This window comes from Sulfuricurvum sp. (assembly GCF_036279695.1).
Taxonomy (GTDB): Bacteria; Campylobacterota; Campylobacteria; order Campylobacterales; family Sulfurimonadaceae; genus Sulfuricurvum.
In genome coordinates, this window is the sequence record NZ_DASUIQ010000038.1 from 1 (window position 1) to 18675 (window position 18675).

The 18675-nt window shown below is 45.7% G+C and carries 24 protein-coding genes; 9 read left to right on the top strand and 15 right to left on the bottom strand.

Annotated features, from left to right (window positions below):
* The coding region (locus VFW36_RS03845) for an aldehyde dehydrogenase family protein (protein ID WP_329657491.1) at positions 1-1046 on the bottom strand (1046 nt) is incomplete at its 3' end.
* Between the two features lie 134 nt (positions 1047-1180).
* Between VFW36_RS03845 and VFW36_RS03850 the strand changes: the two genes are divergently transcribed.
* The 6 genes from VFW36_RS03850 (at position 1181) to VFW36_RS03875 (ending at position 5533) form a co-directional block, all read left to right on the top strand.
* The gene (locus VFW36_RS03850; RefSeq protein WP_329657492.1) at positions 1181-1630 is read left to right on the top strand and encodes a globin; all 450 of its coding nucleotides are present in this window, start codon (positions 1181-1183) and stop codon (positions 1628-1630) included.
* A 114-nt stretch (positions 1631-1744) separates the two neighbouring features.
* Positions 1745-2665 carry a branched-chain amino acid transaminase gene (locus VFW36_RS03855; protein ID WP_329657493.1) on the top strand — a complete coding sequence of 307 codons (921 nt, stop codon included), beginning with the start codon at positions 1745-1747 and terminating at the stop codon, positions 2663-2665.
* Between the two features lie 107 nt (positions 2666-2772).
* A complete protein-coding gene (locus VFW36_RS03860) occupies positions 2773-3813 on the top strand; it encodes a prohibitin family protein (protein ID WP_329657494.1) in 1041 nt (346 codons plus the stop codon).
* Between the two features lie 3 nt (positions 3814-3816).
* A complete protein-coding gene (hisIE, locus tag VFW36_RS03865; protein ID WP_329657495.1) occupies positions 3817-4491 on the top strand; it encodes a bifunctional phosphoribosyl-AMP cyclohydrolase/phosphoribosyl-ATP diphosphatase HisIE in 675 nt (224 codons plus the stop codon).
* Positions 4488-5003 carry a DUF2393 family protein gene (locus tag VFW36_RS03870; RefSeq protein WP_329657496.1) on the top strand — a complete coding sequence of 172 codons (516 nt, stop codon included), beginning with the start codon at positions 4488-4490 and terminating at the stop codon, positions 5001-5003. The genes hisIE and VFW36_RS03870 overlap by 4 nt, the downstream gene beginning before the upstream one ends.
* Positions 5000-5533, top strand: a complete 534-nt coding sequence (locus VFW36_RS03875; protein ID WP_329657497.1) for a DUF2393 family protein — start codon at positions 5000-5002, stop codon at positions 5531-5533. The genes VFW36_RS03870 and VFW36_RS03875 overlap by 4 nt, the downstream gene beginning before the upstream one ends.
* 3 nt (positions 5534-5536) lie before the next feature.
* Here VFW36_RS03875 and VFW36_RS03880 read toward each other — a convergent pair whose 3' ends face one another.
* From VFW36_RS03880 to VFW36_RS03920, 9 genes are all read right to left on the bottom strand, one after another.
* Complete coding sequence (locus tag VFW36_RS03880) at positions 5537-6499, bottom strand: TIGR01212 family radical SAM protein (RefSeq protein ID WP_329657498.1); 963 nt, start codon at positions 6497-6499, stop codon at positions 5537-5539.
* 11 nt (positions 6500-6510) lie between these two features.
* Entirely contained in the window at positions 6511-7860 is a 1350-nt protein-coding gene (gene purF, locus VFW36_RS03885; RefSeq protein WP_329657499.1) for an amidophosphoribosyltransferase, read from the bottom strand.
* A gap of 9 nt (positions 7861-7869) precedes the next feature.
* Entirely contained in the window at positions 7870-8640 is a 771-nt protein-coding gene (dapB, locus tag VFW36_RS03890; RefSeq protein WP_329657500.1) for a 4-hydroxy-tetrahydrodipicolinate reductase, read from the bottom strand.
* Positions 8641-8722: 82 nt separating this feature from the next.
* Positions 8723-9664, bottom strand: coding sequence for an NAD(P)/FAD-dependent oxidoreductase (locus VFW36_RS03895; protein WP_329657501.1), 942 nt, complete (start codon positions 9662-9664; stop codon positions 8723-8725).
* A 149-nt stretch (positions 9665-9813) separates the two neighbouring features.
* Positions 9814-10131 carry a thioredoxin gene (gene trxA / locus VFW36_RS03900; RefSeq protein WP_329657502.1) on the bottom strand — a complete coding sequence of 106 codons (318 nt, stop codon included), beginning with the start codon at positions 10129-10131 and terminating at the stop codon, positions 9814-9816.
* A 104-nt stretch (positions 10132-10235) separates the two neighbouring features.
* The gene (locus VFW36_RS03905; protein WP_329657503.1) at positions 10236-10706 is read right to left on the bottom strand and encodes a PAS domain-containing protein; all 471 of its coding nucleotides are present in this window, start codon (positions 10704-10706) and stop codon (positions 10236-10238) included.
* A gap of 127 nt (positions 10707-10833) precedes the next feature.
* A complete protein-coding gene (locus tag VFW36_RS03910; protein WP_329657504.1) occupies positions 10834-11166 on the bottom strand; it encodes a YraN family protein in 333 nt (110 codons plus the stop codon).
* 4 nt (positions 11167-11170) lie between these two features.
* On the bottom strand, positions 11171-13246 hold the full coding sequence (locus VFW36_RS03915) for a molybdopterin oxidoreductase family protein (protein ID WP_329657505.1): 2076 nt from the start codon (positions 13244-13246) through the stop codon (positions 11171-11173).
* 24 nt (positions 13247-13270) lie between these two features.
* Entirely contained in the window at positions 13271-14023 is a 753-nt protein-coding gene (locus tag VFW36_RS03920; protein ID WP_329657506.1) for an SDR family NAD(P)-dependent oxidoreductase, read from the bottom strand.
* A gap of 40 nt (positions 14024-14063) precedes the next feature.
* Between VFW36_RS03920 and VFW36_RS03925 the strand changes: the two genes are divergently transcribed.
* The 3 genes from VFW36_RS03925 to VFW36_RS03935 are packed head-to-tail and all read left to right on the top strand — an operon-like array spanning position 14064 to position 15453.
* Entirely contained in the window at positions 14064-14903 is an 840-nt protein-coding gene (locus VFW36_RS03925; protein WP_329657507.1) for a CvfB family protein, read from the top strand.
* Entirely contained in the window at positions 14893-15111 is a 219-nt protein-coding gene (locus tag VFW36_RS03930) for a hypothetical protein (RefSeq protein WP_329657508.1), read from the top strand. Before VFW36_RS03925 ends, VFW36_RS03930 begins: the two co-directional genes overlap by 11 nt.
* Before the next feature lie 27 nt (positions 15112-15138).
* The gene (locus VFW36_RS03935; RefSeq protein ID WP_329657509.1) at positions 15139-15453 is read left to right on the top strand and encodes a pyrimidine/purine nucleoside phosphorylase; all 315 of its coding nucleotides are present in this window, start codon (positions 15139-15141) and stop codon (positions 15451-15453) included.
* 6 nt (positions 15454-15459) lie between these two features.
* On the opposite strand, the gene VFW36_RS03940 is transcribed toward VFW36_RS03935, so the two are convergent.
* The 5 genes from VFW36_RS03940 to VFW36_RS03960 form a co-directional block, all read right to left on the bottom strand.
* Entirely contained in the window at positions 15460-16092 is a 633-nt protein-coding gene (locus VFW36_RS03940) for a tetratricopeptide repeat protein (protein WP_329657510.1), read from the bottom strand.
* A gap of 53 nt (positions 16093-16145) precedes the next feature.
* Positions 16146-16364, bottom strand: a complete 219-nt coding sequence (gene infA / locus VFW36_RS03945) for a translation initiation factor IF-1 (RefSeq protein ID WP_013459075.1) — start codon at positions 16362-16364, stop codon at positions 16146-16148.
* A 9-nt stretch (positions 16365-16373) separates the two neighbouring features.
* Positions 16374-17132, bottom strand: a complete 759-nt coding sequence (gene map / locus VFW36_RS03950) for a type I methionyl aminopeptidase (RefSeq protein ID WP_329657511.1) — start codon at positions 17130-17132, stop codon at positions 16374-16376.
* 2 nt (positions 17133-17134) lie between these two features.
* Positions 17135-18397, bottom strand: a complete 1263-nt coding sequence (secY, locus tag VFW36_RS03955) for a preprotein translocase subunit SecY (RefSeq protein ID WP_329657512.1) — start codon at positions 18395-18397, stop codon at positions 17135-17137.
* Positions 18397-18675, bottom strand: a 279-nt coding sequence (locus VFW36_RS03960) for an uL15 family ribosomal protein (protein WP_329657513.1), incomplete at its 5' end; no start/stop codon positions are given. The genes secY and VFW36_RS03960, both read right to left, overlap by 1 nt.

The window sequence follows — 18675 nt, forward strand, 5'->3', positions numbered from 1 at the left end:
GGTGTCAGGGAACGAGCCCCCTCTTCCATCGCACTCTCGACCCAGTTCATTGCCCGCATCGCTGCTTCATCGTTGATGAGCGGTCCTAAAAAAGTATCGTCATTATACGGTGAACCGACCACTAATTTAGCAGTAGCTTCTGCCATCTTTTGGGAAAAAGTGTCATAAATAGAACTATCCACATAGATACGCTGAAGCGAAATACACACCTGACCGGAGTTGACAAACGCCCCGATGGCACAACGCGCGGCGGCATACTCCAAATCGGCGCTCGTATCGATATAGGTCGCCGCATTACCGCCGAGTTCCAACGAGATTTTTTTGATTCCGGCATTGCGGGTAATGATATTGCCTACCCCAACCGATCCGGTAAAACTGATGACACGGGGGATGTCGCTGCCCACCAACGCGCTCCCTACCTCCGCATCGCCATACACAACACTCAGCGCATCAGGCGTCGCATAAGGGCTCTCGATAAAAAGTTTGGCAAGCTTATAGGCACAAAGCGGTGCTTCAGGGGTCGGTTTGAGAACGACCGTATTCCCCGCGACCAATGCGGGTGCGAGTTTATGGGCAACCAGATTGAGGGGGAAATTAAACGGAGTGATCGCTACCACAACCCCTACCGCCTCACGATGCCAATACGCATGGGCACTTCGTCCGCTCGCCATCGCATCGGTATTGATCGTCTCCCCGTGCATGGTACGCATCGTCTCAGCAGAGAGGGTGATCGTCTCGATACATCGATCCACTTCGATCCTCGCATAGGTGATCGGTTTACCTACCTCATCACACAAAACGTTTGCAAATTCTTCACGCTGTTGGCGGAGTTTTGCCGCGACATCCAACAACCATGTACATCGCTGATGGAGTGGAATTTTTTTAGCGGCTTTGGAGGCATTTTGAGCAATACGAAGAGCTTGGTGAGCATCCTCTGAACTGCACTGCGCCGCACGTGACACAACACGTCCGTCATACGGGCTGAGACGCTCCGTGTAACAAGATGTTACAACCTGACGTGACCCCATCCAAACGTGTGCATCCATGTATTCGTCTCCGCCATTAAATTATGTTTCAATTATACAAATCATCACCTAAAAAGAGAACGCAGAGGAGAGTTTAAGCTCTTTCTTTTCATCTTCTCTTTAGAATGTGTCTCAAAAATACGCAGAGGATCATCATGCTAGAGCTTAAAATTTCCGACGGTGCGCTAGGGGTTCGCCCTCCCGTTACCAAACCTCATCCGGGATTCTTTTTCCAAGTGGGCGAAGAGCGTTTTCGTAAATTGGTCGATGATCATTATGAGATGATCCGCAACAGCGACATCTCGTTTTTGTTCCCCGTGAATGACGAAGAAGATTTTGCAGCTGCCAAAAAACACGCCGCCGATTTTCTGATCCAAATCTGCGGAGGACCCGACTATTTTGCTCAAACACGGGGTGAGCCTCGTATGGTCGGTCGTCATGCTCCGTTTCGTATCGATGAGCATGGACGCCGCCGCTGGCTTGAGTTCTATGCCGAGCTTCTCCCCCCACTTGAAGCAGAAGGGGTAAATCCCGAATACATCCAATCGTTTTGGGATTACCTCGATATTTTTTCGATTTGGATGATTAACACCCCCTCCCATTAATCTTTCCCGCAATCGCGGGCAAAGTACCCTTTTGGGTAAATCTTGAACCCCTTAATAAACCTTAAACCCCAACTGCGCTAAAATCTCCCAATTTTTCTTTTGGAGATTTTCCCTATGAACGAAGCCAAATATATTTGGATGAACGGTAATCTTGTCGCATGGAATGACGCAAAAATTCACGTCCTTGCCCACACATTGCATTATGGAAACGGTGTTATCGAAGGGACAAAGGTTTACAAAACCCCAAAAGGATACGCGATTTTTCGTTTGAACGACCACACAAAACGTCTCCTCGAATCGGCAAAAATGACCCTTTTGAATGTTCCCTACACACTCGAAGAGCTCAACCAAGCCCAAATCGATGTCATTCGTGAAAACGGTTTTACCGGTGAAAACGTCTATCTCCGCCCTATCGTTTACCTCGGATACGGCGTTATGGGGATTTATCACAAAGATGCTCCCGTCGAAGTTGCGGTAGCGGCATGGGAATGGGGCGCATATCTGGGTGAAGAGGGGATGAAAAAAGGGATTCGTCTTAAAATTTCATCGTTCAGCCGCCCTAATAACAAATCAAACATGGGCAAAGCCAAAGCAGTCGGAAACTACCTAAACTCTCAAATGGCAAAATTTGAAGCGGTTGAAGCGGGGTATGATGAAGCATTGCTCCTCGATGATGAGGGGTACGTTGCCGAAGCAAGCGGTGCGGCATTTTTTATGATTAAAGACGGTGAGCTCATCACCCCTCCGAATGACAACTCTCTCGTATCGATCACCCAAAAAACGGTTATCGAAATGGCAGAAAAAATGGGGATCAAAGTAACGCGCAGAAAAATTACCCGTGAAGAGATCTATATCGCCGATGAAGCGTTCCTCACCGGAACGGCGGCAGAGCTCACTCCGATCCGCGAAGTCGATGCTCGCGTACTCGGTGCAGGCGGACGCGGACCGTTGACCGAAAAACTACAAAACGGCTATTTCGACATCGTTTACGGACGTAATCCGGACTTCGAGCACTATTTAACGTATATAGATTAAAATACTAAAACGGGCAAAGCCCATTTTAGTGCAGGGACAATTTTGTCCCTTGCAACCCCCTAAAGCTTCCAGCATAAATGCTGGAGATTTATCGTAAAAGGAAAATTATGGCAAGTGATATGAACGACTATTTCAATAAAAAGAAAAAAGAAGAGCAACGAGGGGGCGGATTTCAGGCTCCTAAACCGCCAAAAATGGACTTCAATATGAATTCCCAAAAAGCAGGGATGTTATGGGCTATCGGCGGGTTTGTGTTGCTCCTTATTTTGACCAAACCGTTCGTTATCATCACCGAGGGGGAGAGAGGTATCCTCTCTACCAACGGGAAATACAGTGATCAGGCTCTGATGCCGGGGCTTCATTTTATGATACCGCTCATCCAAAAAATCTATATTGTCGATACCAAAGTGCGTATTATCAACTATGCTGACAAAATCGACCGAGCTTCCACCGCGGGGGATGGGATTGTCCTTAAACCGGCGATTACCGTTTTAGACAAACGAGGGCTTCCGGTCTCTATCGATATTACCGTTCAATACCGATTAAATGCTCAGTTGGCAGCCAAAACCATTTCCAACTGGGGCTTTAGCTGGGAAGATAAAATTATCGATCCGGTAGCACGCGATGTCGTTCGAAACGTTGTCGGTCAATATGAAGCGGAAAATCTCCCAATCATGCGTAACGCTATTGCGACCCAAATCGAAGCGGGAATCCGCAAAACGGTAGAGGGGCAAAAAAATGCTCCGGCACAATTAGAGTCGATCCAGCTTCGGGAAATCGGTCTTCCTCAAAAAGTGAAAGATCAAATCGAACGGGTTCAAGTCGCCAAACAAGAGGTAGAGCGTGCCCAACAAGATGTTGAGCGAGCTAAACAAGAGGCATTCAAAAAAGAGACCGAAGCCCAAGGTACCGCAAATGCAGTAACCATTCAAGCTGAAGCACAAGCCAAAGCCAACCGCCTTATCGGAGCATCACTCACACCGGGATTATTGAAATTGGAGCAAATCCAAGTTCAAGGAAAATTCAATGAAGCGCTCAAAGAGAACAAAGATGCAAAGATCTTCCTAACACCGGGTGGATCAACACCTAATATTTGGCTCGATACCAAAAGCGGCGACAGCCAAAAAATAAGCTCAACAGGGAAATAAACGATGAATCTTGATCAAATCGACTGGGCTAAATCAGAGCTTCTCCCCGTAATCGTCCAAGACTCAACAACACTCGAAGTGCTGATGATGGCGTACATGAACCGTGAAGCCTTAGAACTCTCCCTCTCGACGCGAATAGCCCACTACTTCTCCCGTTCCAAACAACGTCTTTGGAAAAAAGGGGAATCGAGCGGTCATCTCCAACATATTGAACGCTTCTTACTCGATTGCGATAATGACACACTCCTCATTATCGTGCGTCAAGAAGGGGTAGCGTGCCATACCGGACGCAAATCGTGCTTCTTTACCGACATCGAAACGGGTGATAGCATCAGTGAACCTCAAATCGATACAGCGGCTACCTACGGCATTATTGATGAGCTTTACCATACGATCTTAAGCCGTAAAAACGCTGATCCCGAAACCTCTTGGACGGCAAAACTGCTCAGTAAAGGGGATAACACGATCCTCAAAAAAGTGGTCGAAGAGGCGGGAGAGTTCAGCTTTGCGATCAAAGACGGCAATGAAGATGAAATAATTTACGAATGTGCCGATTTAGTCTATCATGTCTTGGTTGCACTGGGACACAAAAATATCTCTCCCGATCGTATCAAACAAGAGCTTGCCCGACGATTTGGGATGAGCGGGATTGCGGAGAAAAACGCTAGGGAAAAATGAAAGCAAAAATAATCGATTTTATCCACCATCTGATTATCTACGACTACTTCCTTTTCGGAGGAATTTTTGTCCTTTTTCTCTTATTGCTAGTGTTGGCTATTGCCCTGCGACACAAAATGGCGATAGCTGTCACATTCGTATTTTTAGCATTCGGTGTATTAACGGTAGGGCCGATTGTAGGGTATATACAACTTCATCGCTATCTCTTTAAAAATACCATCATTCTCCATGAAGTAAAAGCACTGGAGTTCACTGAAGCACTTTTGATCAAAGGGGATATTAACAATACCTCCAAACGCTCTTTTAAGGAGTGTACTATTCATGCAGGGGTCTATAAAGTGAGTCACTACAAATACCTCGATCGTCTTTACCCCTATCTCCCATTTAAAAAAGGATCGGTAATAGTGACCAAACCGATTGATCCCGGCGAAACGGCCCATTTCAAACTTTTTGTTGAACCGTTTCGTTATGCGAAAGACTATAACATCACGATAAAAGGAGAATGCAGATGAGCCCGCTAACACCATGGCATTATCTTTTAATAGGGGCATTAGGCCTCTTTTTTATTTTAGGAACGGTTCTGTCGCTCAGAAGTAATTCAAAATATTCGATATTAACGACCATTATCCTCGTTCTTGTGCTAATCGGTCTCTTTAGCTGGAAATCGATCAACGAAAATGTTTATCTGGTCGAAGTCAGCAACTTAGAACAAAAGCGATTTTATCAATCGGAACAAATTATGATTAAAGGGACGGTTCGCAATGTGGGCAACTTTCCCGTAGCAAATGTTGTGGCGACAATCAAACTAAGCAATACACGGGGTGAGGGAAAAGGGGGAAATTCAATTTTTTCTCAACCATCCGTATTTGCCGAAATCTATGAAGGTGGCAATCCGAAGTTTAAACGGCAAAATATTGTTGAAGAACACGTTGTCGCAGACTATTTAAACCCCGGCAGATCAAAACCGTTTCGGATCATGATGGACTATCCTTCCCATTTCAAAGGTGCCTCTTTCGATGTCACCGCTAGAGCCGACTATTAAACTTTAGTACTTCAATCCGAGCGATTTCAACGCATCGTTGATCTTCCGGATTTGGCCGTTTTTATCTTTGCACCATAGCGGTGCAATCAAACTCTCATCATCAACCCCCGCACTGATTCGCTGTACACTCACGTTTGTGGGTTTAAGTAAGATCGCCTCTTTCAGAACCTCTAAATAAAGCGCTTCATCTATCGGTTTAAACTCACCGCGAGCGTATTCATTCGCCAGTGCGGTACGTTTGACCACATAGAGCGGATGATACTTAACAGAATCGATTCCCAGCGTATAGGCCTCTTTTGCGGTATTGAGCATCATCTCTTTGCTCTCTGAGGGGAGTCCGAAGATCAAATGACCGCATACGTTCAACCCGTATGATTTCGCTTTAGTAATCGCCTCTTTTACATTGGCGCTGTCATGTCCACGATTGATCCGTTCCAGTGTCTCATCGTAAATCGATTGGATCCCAAACTCAACCCATATCTCCGTTTTCTGAGAAAGCTCTGCTAAATATTCAAACGTCTCGTCGCTGATACTATCCGAACGGGTTCCGATACTGAGCCCTACCACATTTTCAAAAGAGAGTGCTTTTTCATACAGTGCTTTGAGGGTTTCCAACGGAGCATAGGTATTGGTAAAGCTTTGAAAATAGACTATAAATTTTTCAGCGCCGTTTTCATCGTGCAGACGCTTTGAGAGAGCATCAAATTGCCATTCTAACTGCTGAAGCTGTTTTTCCAAATGGGGATTCGAGGTTGATTGGAGGTTGAGGAAAAAACCTTTGAGGGTACGGGCACGATCCAAACTGGGGCTGAACGAATCGTTCTCACAAAACGTACATCCCCCTTTGGCTACCGTTCCGTCGATATTCGGGCAGGTAAAGCCTGAGATTGAGACGGGAACTTTTGAGACTTTTACTCCGAATTTACGATGCAAATATTGCCCGAATGTAAAAATCTGTTCCCGCATAAAAGATGCTTTTAAATAATATATTTGCCGGTGAAGCAAGCCGTACAGTAATTCTCTTCTTTGCCGTTTACACTGCTGAGCAACGCTTCATTGCTCAAATACCCCAACGAGTCCGCTTCGATAAACGCACAAATCTCGGCATTGGTCATATTTGCGGCAATGAGCTTCTCTTTGTCCGGCGTATCGACACCGTAGTAGCACGGATCGGTTGTCGGAGGGCTGGAGATACGCATATGCACCTCTGATGCTCCTGCCGCTTTGAGCATACGGACGATTTGACGGCTGGTGGTTCCGCGAACGATCGAGTCATCGATCACGATGAGCCGTTTACCTCGGATGAGATCATTGATCGGTGAGAGCTTCATTTTTACTTTCAAATCACGCATCTCTTGTGTCGGCTCGATGAAAGTACGTCCGATGTAGTGATTACGCATAATCGCCATCTCAAAAGGGATACCGCTCGCTTGAGAATAACCGATTGCCGCAGGGACACCGCCATCAGGGACAGGAACGACCATATCGGCTTCAATCGGCTGTTCTTTTGCCAATGCTTTACCCATCGCTTTACGCATCTCATAAACATTTTGGGTATAGACGTTTGAGTCAGGACGTGCAAAATAGACGTACTCGAAAATACAGTGTTTCGGCGTCGGTTCGAATACTTTGATCGATTTAGGCGCTTTCCCTTTTTCGAAAATCAGCAATTCACCCGGTTCCACGTCACGGATGTATTCCGCACCGATGAGATCAAACGCACACGTTTCAGACGCAACGACATAGCCGTCTCCGACACGTCCGAGGCTGAGCGGACGGAATCCGTGCGGATCGCGCATCGCGAACATCTTGGTTCGGCTGAGGAATACGAGAGAGTATGCCCCCTCGATCTTTTTGACCGCATCGATGATACGATCCGTCAAGTGGTGCTGATCACTTTTGGCGATCAAATGGATCAGATTTTCGGTATCCATATAGGTTTGGAAAATCGCCCCTTTTTTGATCAGGGCATCCCGAACCTCTTTGGCATTCGTGAGATTTCCGTTGTGAACAATCGACATCTCACCCAAATCATAACGGGCGAATACCGGCTGTGCATCGAGGATCGAATCATCTCCCGCCGTAGAGTAGCGGGTATGCCCGATCGCCATATGCCCTTTGAGGGTGTTAAGTTTTTGGGTATCAAATACCTGTGTTACTAAACCGCGATCTTTGATCGTGTAAAGTTTTTGTCCGTCACCCGTACTGATACCCGCAGCTTCTTGACCGCGGTGTTGGAGGGCGTGGAGGGAGAAATAGGCTAATTTTGAGGCTTCAGGATGGTCGAAAATACCGACAACCGCACATTTTTCATTTAAGCTACGCACACTTTTTCCTTATGCAAGTTCTAAACAGTCTTGGATACTGTAGAGACCGTTTGGTTTTCCGGCCAACCATTTCGCCGCACGAATGGCACCTTTGGAGAACGTATTGCGGCTTGTTGCCGTGTGATGAAGTTCCACAAACTCTCCGTCATTGTAAAAACCGACCGTATGACGTCCGACAATATCACCGCCGCGAAGTGCCATCACCGCAATCTCATCCTTGGTACGTTCACCGATATTTCCGTTACGACCGCTGATGCGTACCGCATCAAGATCGAGATTTCGTCCGGTTGCCGCGGAATGAGCCAGAGTCAATGCCGTACCGCTCGGAGCATCTTTTTTATGTCGATGATGCTGTTCAACAATCTCAATATCAAACCCGTCGAGTGTTTTTGCGGCAATATTAACCAACTTGCTGAGCAATGCAACACCCAATGACATATTGGTTGCATACAAAATCGGCATCGATTCACTCGCCGTTTTAAGCAGATTCATCTGATGGGTATCAAGTCCCGTCGTCCCGATCACCAAAGGCGTAGGGTGTTCAATCGCTTTTTCGAGTAAAAGCTGTGTTGCTTCCGGCAATGAAAAATCGATAATGACATCGCTCCCGTTGAGTAGCGTTCCCATATCGTTTGTCACCAACACCGAAGGGTCGATTGAAAAATTGAGCTCATTGCGCACATACACCGCACCCAATGAAATCTCGCTCTCGTGGTGCAAATCTTCAATCAATAGCTTTCCGACACGCCCGCCAGCGCCAAATACACCTGCTCTAATCATTGTGTAGCATTCCTATTCAAACATTAATAAGGATATTTTACCCTTTTCGCCTTTAAAAGGGCGTAAATGCCCATTTAAAATATTAATGATGTTCATCCACATAAGTAATCGCTTGCAATGCGGCAACGGCACCGTCACCCGCCGCACAAACGACCTGTTTGGGTGCCGATTCACGCATATCCCCAGCGGCAAACAGCCCCGGAACCGAGGTTCTCATACTCAAATCGACTTTTACCTCACCCCATGGGGTCATGTCGCACAGAAAACTTCCGTCTTCTTGGATCAGCACTTGGTTGTTGACGTTGTATCCGACAAATGTAAAGACTCCCGGAACATCGATTTGACGAATCGAGCCGTCTTCGAGCTTGACTCGAATCCCATCGACCCCCATCGCCCCGCCGAATACCTCTTCGGGAACGGCATTTAAAACAAGCTCGATATTTTGAGCGGCTTTTACTCGTGCAATCGTATTAGGAGCCGAACGAAAGGTGTCACGACGATGGATAAGATAGACTTTGGTACAAATTTTTGCCAAATAAAGTGCCTCTTCGAGCGCCGTATCGCCGCCGCCGATTACCGCGACTTCTTTGTTTTTATAGAAAAACCCGTCACAGGTAGCACAGGTACTCACTCCCCGACCAAAAAAGGTATCCTCTCCGATAAATCCCGCACGCTTTGGAGCTGAACCCGTACAGACGATCACACTTTTGGCTTCGTTACTTGTTCCATCCGATTTTTGGATTAGAAAAATACCGTCTTCGCGACGCGATACACGGGTCACTTCGGACATTTCATGTTTAAGCCCGAAACGTTGGCATTGTTCCGGCCACGGAATCATCAAATCCATTCCGCTCAAATTATGAGCCGTAGCACCCGGATAATTTTCGATCTCGGAGCTCATCGTAATCTGACCGCCGGGCATCCCTTTCTCAAACATCGTAACATTATCCAAACCACCTCGTGTGGTATATAATCCTGCGGTAAGCCCTGCAGGTCCCCCCCCGATAATTGCACAATCCAACATATCCGAAGCCTCCGCTTTTAATTTGATATATCATACTCTTTTGTAGTTAAACCCTGCCAAAGGGGAGTTACAAACAAAATCGTTTTAGAAAAATTTTAGAGAAGATACGTAATGAGGGGAAATTTGACCCGAAAGGGTCAAAAGGTAGATTACAATAATGCGTTTAGTTTGTCAGCAAACGCTTGTTTAGAAGCGGCACCGACCATTTGTTCAACGACTTCGCCGTTTTTGAAGAAAAGGATTGTCGGGATAGAGCGGATACCGTATTTAACTGCAATATCTTGCTCCTCATCCGTATTTACTTTACAGATGTTTGCTTTACCTTCAAACTCTGCCGCCAACTCTTCGATGACCGGAGCGATCATACGGCATGGTCCACACCAAGGAGCCCAAAAATCGACAAGCGATACACCCTCTTTGGTAACATCACCAAAATTTGATGCGGTTAATTCTACGTATTTAGCCATTATACTTCCTTGATTGCGAATGTTTATTATGAGCTATTATAACTCTCCAATCTTTAAAATGACTTATTGGATAAATCACCCAATTTTTCTCAGCACAACCTCTTTTACCCCGTACTCAACTGCTTAAATAGTTCAGGGACAAAGTCGTTATTTTCTTGTCGACAAACCTCTTTTTCCATCATTTGCGTATATTTGGCTTTGATCTCTTCTAAGGTTAATTCCCCAGGTGGCTTTCGTACCGCTATGAACCCGCAAATTTTTCCTGATTCATCGTACTTAGGGGTTACGGTCACAATAACCCAATAAAAAGCGCCGTCTTTGCGCAGATTTTTTACATACCCTTCCCACGGGTATCCCCTCTCTACCGTTTCCCACATAGACTGAAAACAGCATTTTGGCATATCAGGGTGTCGGATAATAGAGTGCGGCTTACCTATCAACTCCTCTTTTTCATACCCGGACATCTGTATGAAGAGTCGGTTTACATACGTGATTTTGCCGTGAAGATCGGTTTCGGTAATCATGTTCCCGCCTTCAAACTTGACTTCAACATCGGTAGGCGTTGGTCTATTCATTTCACAACCCTTTATCTTTATTCGAATCAAGATAGTAATTCAAATTCTATTTTTAATAGAATAAAATAAAGTTTAATTATAAATTATGAATTTTCGATGAATTTATATTATAAATAATTGTGATATTTCAAAGGGTAATGTTCTCGATATGTTCTATCCCGCTATCAGTCACGATGAGAGCATCGATGCAATAGTCCAGATTGAGCCGTTTTTGCTGAAGGTAGGTTTGGATGGTACGGTTTAATTTTTGGAGTTTCGAAGCGGTGATGTTGTTGACTGCCTGCTCATAACTCATCGCACTTTTCACTTCGACAAAATGAAGTACATTATCGCGCATAGCGATAATATCGATCTCGCCGAAACGGTTATAGACATTTCGGTCGATAACCCGATACCCGTGATTTCGGAGATATGCACACCCGCGCTCTTCGGCAATATTGCCTTTTGCACGGGTGTGCACGAGTTTAATCCAGATAGTCGGGTTTAATTACCTCGACTTTGATCGATTTAAACTGTGCCGTTTTAATCAGCTCGTCGCACTCATCCCCGAAGAGAAAGTTGATTTTGCTTGCGGCATGATGGAACGTCGTAAAAAGGGTCCCTTTTTTAACGGTTGAGCTAACCTTTACCCGCAACGGTGCGCTTTGACCGTATTGGCTTTTGAGGACGACAAAATCTTTGTATTCGAAAAACTCCTCATCCTCGACACTCACCAACAACGTATCTTCACTGTGGGAACGGTTTAGTTTATCGCACGCTTTGGTTTGGGCGGCGTTATTGTAATGAACCAAAATACGCCCCGTCGTGAGATAGTACCCCTCATGTTTGCCATCACTTCGCAGTTCGGCAACTTGACCGCGCGGAGCATACTGATGATAATGAAACGTCCCGTAGCCGTCGTGAGTTCGGAACGTATCGATGTGGAGTACCGGCATATCCTCTTCCTGCACCGGCCACTGCAACCCGCGCAACCGATTGGCTTCGAGTTTTTCGTAGCTCGCTCCGCCGAAACGTCTCGGTGCATCTATACGTACTTTTTCCCACACATCCCGAGAGCTCTTGCATCCGAAATCTTCTCCGTAGCGTTTGGAGATTTCGGCGATCACTTCCCAGTCATCGGGCATCATCACATTCACTAACGGCTGCGAAAGGTGGAGCCGTCGCTCCGCATTGACATAGACTCCGGTCTTTTCGTAGGCACTTTTCACCCCGAAAATAATGTCCGCGAATTTCGTAATCTCATTATCGAATAATTCGTTCACGACGAGCAGATCCAAGTTGCTCAACGCCGCATGGATTTTTGTTTGATTCGGGTGGATATGAGCGATGTCTTCGCTGATATTGTACAGCGCTTTGATCTTGCCATCAACCATCGCATCGATCAGATCGGGAGTCATCAGCCCCTCTTCTTTGGGCTGCTGATAATCGGGGGCAAAATACGGCAACATCCCCACATCACACGTCCCCTGAACATTGTTTTGTCCCCGAAGCGGCATCAGCCCCGCTCCGCGCTTACCGATATTTCCGGTGAGCATCGCCAAATGGGTTATCGCCATAACGGCATAGGAGCCATCTAAATGTTCCGTAATTCCCAGCCCCCAGAAAAAGAGACTTTTGCGGGTTGCGTATTTTCGGGCAACCGTGCGGATTTCGTTCATCAGCGATTCATAACCAGGGACTTGCAATAGAAATTCAGGGTTGGCATAAGGGTCGTTGAGGATAGCGTTTTTATACTCTTCGTACCCCTTGGTTCGTGTGTTCACAAATTCGGTATTGACCAAGTTCTCGCTGATAATGACATACGCCATCATATTGAGCATCATCAGATTGGCTTCATAGGGGATACTCAAATGGTGCGTTGCAGATTTGGAGAGCTGAATACGGCGAACATCGAGAACCGCCAATTCTACCTCTTTTTGTTTGATTACATCGAGCATACGATTCGCCACGATAGGATGACCCTCAGTCGTGTTGGAACCCATCACCACCATAAACTCGGTTTCGTATATATCGTCAAACGGATTGGTCATTGCCCCCTCACCGATCGTGGTACGCATCCCTTTCAAAGAGGGGGAGTGGCAGACACGGGCGCAGTTATCAACGTGCGGAGATCCGACTACGTGACGGGTAAAATGCTGAAACAGATAGGAACCCTCACAGCTCGTTCGAGCTCCGCCGATCGCGGCAAAACTGTGCGAGCCGTGTTCATCGGTGATGGAGCGGAGCTTGCGGGCGACCAGTTCATACGCACTCTCATAGCTGATCTCATAAAAGTCATGATCAACCGGTTCGAGATAGTCCATATCCATATCGGCGAACAGTGAAACGTTTTTTGCCCAAAAGGATTTACGCACGCGGGCATTTCGGAGCCGTTTTGAGTGAGTCAGGAAATCCCACCCCTGTTTCCCTTTGATACAGAGCCGCCCCTGCGAAACGGTTCCCTCTTCTTTGGCAGAGATTTTTTGGATTTTGTTATCTTCCACTTCAGCAGAAATATCACATCCTACACCGCAATAGGTACAAACGCTGTCGATTGTCATCGGATATTTCCTTGGTAGTACGGGTTATGCACCCTTTTTAAAATTAGTGAAGTTTACAATTTTGTCTCTTAAGGACTGCGGAAACCAAGAGACAATTCGAATCATTAAGTAAAATCTAAAAGGAAAAGCATAGCGTATTTTTTTCCGTTCAATCGCATGGGTAATCCGCGCTATCCCCTCCTCGGTACTCATCAAAAACGGCATTTTAAATCGGTTCTTCTGCGTCATCTCCGAATCGATAAATCCGGGCATGATCGTCATGACACTAATACCGTGCGGCTTTAACTGATAATGCAACCCCTCCGCATAGGCATTGATGGCCCGCTTAGAACTGCTGTAGGCGATAGAGGTGGGCATAGTAAAGAGGGATGCCAATGAAGAAATAAAGATGACTTCTCCCGACTTTTGCTCCATCAGTTTTGGTATTATCGGTTCTAACAATGCATGTACACTCAGAAAATTGGTTTTAAACAATCGTTCAAAATCTTCAAACGGCGTTACTCCCCCACCGTGTCCGACCGAAACCCCAGCGTTGAGGATAATCCAATCAATCGGTTGTTCACTTAAATGCACTCCGATCTCTCTCATTCGCTCAAAGTTATTGACATCGGCGACAATCGTCTCCACCTGCGCACCTTTGCCTCGACACCGTTGTGCTACGTCGTCCAAACGATTTTCTCTGCGGGCTATCAATACAAGCTGGTTCTCTTTCGTGGCGTAATGAAGCGCTAACGCTTCTCCTAAACCGCTGCTTGCACCCGTAATTACAATTCTCATCCTTTTCTCCTGCAAGCAAATAGTCGATATAATTATACCCATGAATGAAACACTAAAAGTCGGGGAGATCAATATCCTCGTTATCGACCGCTCTACCGTGCCGGGACTATTCTTGCGTGCACTGGATGAGAGCGATATATTACTGCCGAACCAATACGTCACCGAGTCGATGCATATCGGCGATACGATCGATGTATTTGTCTATACCGACAGCGAAGATCGTCCCGTTGCAACAACGGTAATGCCTAAAGCGATGGTGAATGAGATCGCCTTTGTTGAAGTGGTTGATACCAGCTCCATCGGTGCATTTGTGGATTGGGGATTGCCCAAAGATCTATTCGTCCCAAGAGCACTCCAAAAACGCCCGTTTGCCGTCGGGGAAAAACGTCTCGTTCGAGTCATCCTCGATGAGCAGACCAACCGCCTCGTGGGAACGGAAAAAATCAGCGGTGCATTAGAAATTCCCCCGAAGAGCTTTTATCCTAACACACCCGTAGAGTTTATGATTATCGCCAAAACCCCTATGGGGTACAAAGTAATCGTGGATCATAAATACGAGGGGATGATTTACGCCAATGAGATTTTTGAAGATGTCCGTGTCGGTCAGATCAAAAAAGGATTTATCAAACTTTTACGCCCCGATGGAAAGCTCGATCTCTCGTTGCAGATGGTCGGTAAAGCGAAAGCCTCCAGTGCCGCCGATAAAATTTTTTCCATGATTCAAGCCAACGGCGGAATGTTGCCGTACAACTACAAAAGTGATCCCGATCTCATCCAAAAAACATTCGGACTCAGCAAGAAAAATTTCAAAGCGGCATTGACCCAGCTCGTCGACTCAAAAAAAATAACAGTTCAGGAGAACGGAATTTATGGGATATAGACCACTAAAAAACAATGCCGTCATTCAGCTTCGTCCTCGTAAAATTTCATACACTGAGGGAGATCGGACCATCACTCTTATTTCAATGAAACGAGCCTCTATGGATTTAGAAGTAGAGATCAAAGAGGGGGACGAGATCAAAATTGTCTCCGATTTTCCCTTTGCTCATCTCCCAAAAAAGATCAAGAAAGAGATCAACCCGCTATAATTGCACCACTATTTTAAAAGGAATCAAATGTCACAATTTACCAATGTAACTGCTGATAAAAAAGCGAATATCTATTTCGACGGTAAAGTTACCAGCCGAACACTCCGTTTCGAAGACGGAACTATCAAAACCCTCGGGATTATGTTGCCGGGCGAATACACATTTAACACAGGTGATGCCGAGATTATGGAGATCATGAGCGGAGAGATGGAAGTTCAGCTTCCGGGTTCAGACGAATGGGTGTCTATCACAGGACCACAAAGTTTCGATGTCCCTGCCAACAGTGCTTTTCATCTGAAAGTTAAAACGATCAGCGATTACTGCTGTAGCTTTGTAAAATAACTCTCTTCAGCGTCGAACCTCGACGCTGGCTTCATCAATCCACCCCTCTTTTACATACGGTTTCCACCCTTTTTTAGTCACCGTGCCGCTGATTTTGTAAAATTCTCCTCTTTTACTAACCGATGTCAAAGCACTGTTAGCTTTGTATGCTTCACAGTGCTTACGTTGATCACAAATCATGGCATCCGCTTTAGTAATCAAGGTGCACGGCGGAATTTCAACTATAGTTTCATCAACCGAAGCGTTTTCATCCGCACTGCGCTTATCACCGTCCAACTCTCCATCTATAATTTTGAGAAGAAGTTTACGTGCCTCAGGATCTTTTTGTTTTGCCGCACGGGCAAGCCACATCATCGCTAGCCCCTCATTAGCTGCGACACCCCGCCCTGAAGCATACATTATCGCGATGTTATATTGTGCATCGACATATCCCTGCTCGGCCGATTTTTCAAACCACTGTGCCGCCAGTGTTTGGTTCTCTTCTACACCTATCCCACGCTCGTAGATAACCCCTGTTTGAAATTGGGCTATTTTATCGCCTCGAAGCGCAGCCGTATAAGTTTCCCAAAATGATTGTTGTGAGTCAAAAGCGAAGAGTGAAGAGCAAAAGAATAAGACGATATATAACTGTTTTTTCATAAATGTAATTCCCTTATCAAAAAATAGTTATCTCTTCCCGAAAGGGGGAAGATTTATTTGTAACGATAGGTAATTCGACCTTTATCCAAGCTGTATGGAGTCAATTCGATTTTCACCGTATCACCGGGGAGAATTTTAATATAGTGCATACGCATTTTACCTGCGATATGACACAAAATCACATGACCATTCGGCAACTCAACACGAAACGTTGCATTCGGTAGTGCCTCAATAATCTTTCCGTCTACTTCAATGACATCATCTTTTGCCATATTATTCCTTTACGCGATTGATAATATTTCAGCTCTACCGTTGATGATTGCAACCGTATGCTCGTAATGAGAGCCTCTCAGCCCATCCGTACTTACCACATCCCAGCCGTTAGCCAGGATTTTGGAAGTCCCCTCTTTGTGACAGATCATCGGTTCCAGACAAAAAACCATTCCATTTTTAATTTTCGGGCCCGCTTTCGCGTTTGCACCGTCCATATAGTTTGGAATCTCCGGCTCTTCATGCGGTTTTTTACCGATGCCGTGACCGCAAAATCCGCGTAATGGGACAAATCCCCGTCCGAGAATAAATTGCTCTATCTCATAGGAAAGTTCTTTGAAGCGCATTCCGTCTTTGATAATGTCGATGGCAAAGTAGAGGGCATCTTTGGAACAGGCGATCAACGCTTCGTCTTCAGAGCTAATCGCTCCGACACCGACCGTAATAGCCGCATCTCCAAAATAGCCCCCTTTTTTGGTACCAACGTCAAATCCGACAATATCACCCTCACGTAAAACGTAATCGGTAGGGATACCGTGAATGATCACTTCATTGACTGAGGTACAAACGGCGCTTGGAAAACCGTAGAGCCCTTTAAAAGAGGGGCTGGCGCCTTGGCTTCGGATATACTCCTCACCTAGTGCGTCAAGCTCTTTTAGGGTGATTCCCGGCTTAGTATGGGAAGCTAACAGCTCCAAGGTCGCACCGACGATTTTATTCGCGGCACGAAGTGAAGCTATTTCATCATTTTTGCGTAGCGCAATCGCCATTGTTACAGGCCAACCGCGCTAAGGGTTTGGTATTTGCTCATGTACACTTGTGCTTCAATACGACGCATAGTGTCCAATGCTACCTGAACCACGATGAGAACTGCCGTCCCTCCGAAAAAGAACGGAACCCCCATCGCTTTTACGATGACCCACGGCAAGGTTGCGATAAGACCGAGATAAATTGCTCCCGTAATGGTCAAACGCCCTGCTGTGTCATTCAAAAACTCTTTGGTTGATTCTCCCGGACGAACACCCGGAATAAACCCGCCTTGACGTTTTAGATTGTCGGCAATATCTTTAGCATTAAATACGATAGACGCATAGAAGAATGCAAAGAATACGACAAACACAAAAGTCAAAAAGTTAAAGAAATAGTGATTCGGATTAAGAACATCCGCGATTGCTTGAATCGTTGGATTGGTACTTGATGACATTACGGTCATCGGGAACATCAAAATAGCCGAAGCGAAAATAACCGGAATAACACCTGATAGATTTACTTTGACCGGAATGTAGTTCATAACCCGTTTGTTTTGATTTTGCATCATTGTCTTTTTAGCGTATGTCACCGGAATACGGCGCTCACCCAACTCGACATAGATAATGACCAAAACCGTTGCGACCACTAAAGCAATAATACCGATCAATGACAAGAATCCCATTGCTCCGGTATTAACCATCGTAACCGCCTGAGAAATAGCACTCGGAATTGCCGAAACGATACCGGCGAAGATGATCAAAGAGACACCGTTTCCGATACCGCTTTGGGTAATCTGCTCACCGATCCACATCAACAACATAGTTCCTGCCAACATCGACACAACTGCCAAAGTGACAAATGTACTATGATCGACCAAAATAGCACTGCTGCCGTCTTTGCCTGTCATACTTTGCAATCCGACACTTACCCCGATCGCTTGTACAATAGTAATTACAATCGTTGCATAACGGATAATCTGCATATATTTCACCATACCGTCACGCTCTTTTTTCATTTGTGCTAAATTCGGAAATGTAGCTGCTAAAAGTTCCATGATGATTGATGCGGTGATATAAGGCATGATACCGAGAGAGATGATGGAGAGACGTTCGACGGCATTTCCGCTAAACATATTAAACAGACCTAACGCGTCAGCTTGGTGAGAGTCAAAAAACGAAGCGATGACGGCTGTGTCAACACCCGGTACCGGCACGTATGCCAGTAAACGGTAGATAAATAGAAAACCGATCGTAATTAAGATCTTGTTTACAAGTTGTTGGTTCATTAGTTACCAGTTGTTGTAACGTTTTCGTCTTTGATTTTAGATGCTAAATCTTTAGCGCTTGCACCGACAAGTTTAACGCTAACAACCGATTTAGCCAATCGGTGAACACCACGGATACTCTCCATTGTAATTTCAGCAAGATTCGCGATCTCTTTTACTTTTTCAACGTTGATAGTGGTTGGTTTCACAACACGTGATTGGAAACCGATTTTCGGCAAACGGCGAGCAAGTGGTTGTTGTCCACCCTCAAAGTTACGTTTTTCATTGTAACCTTTACG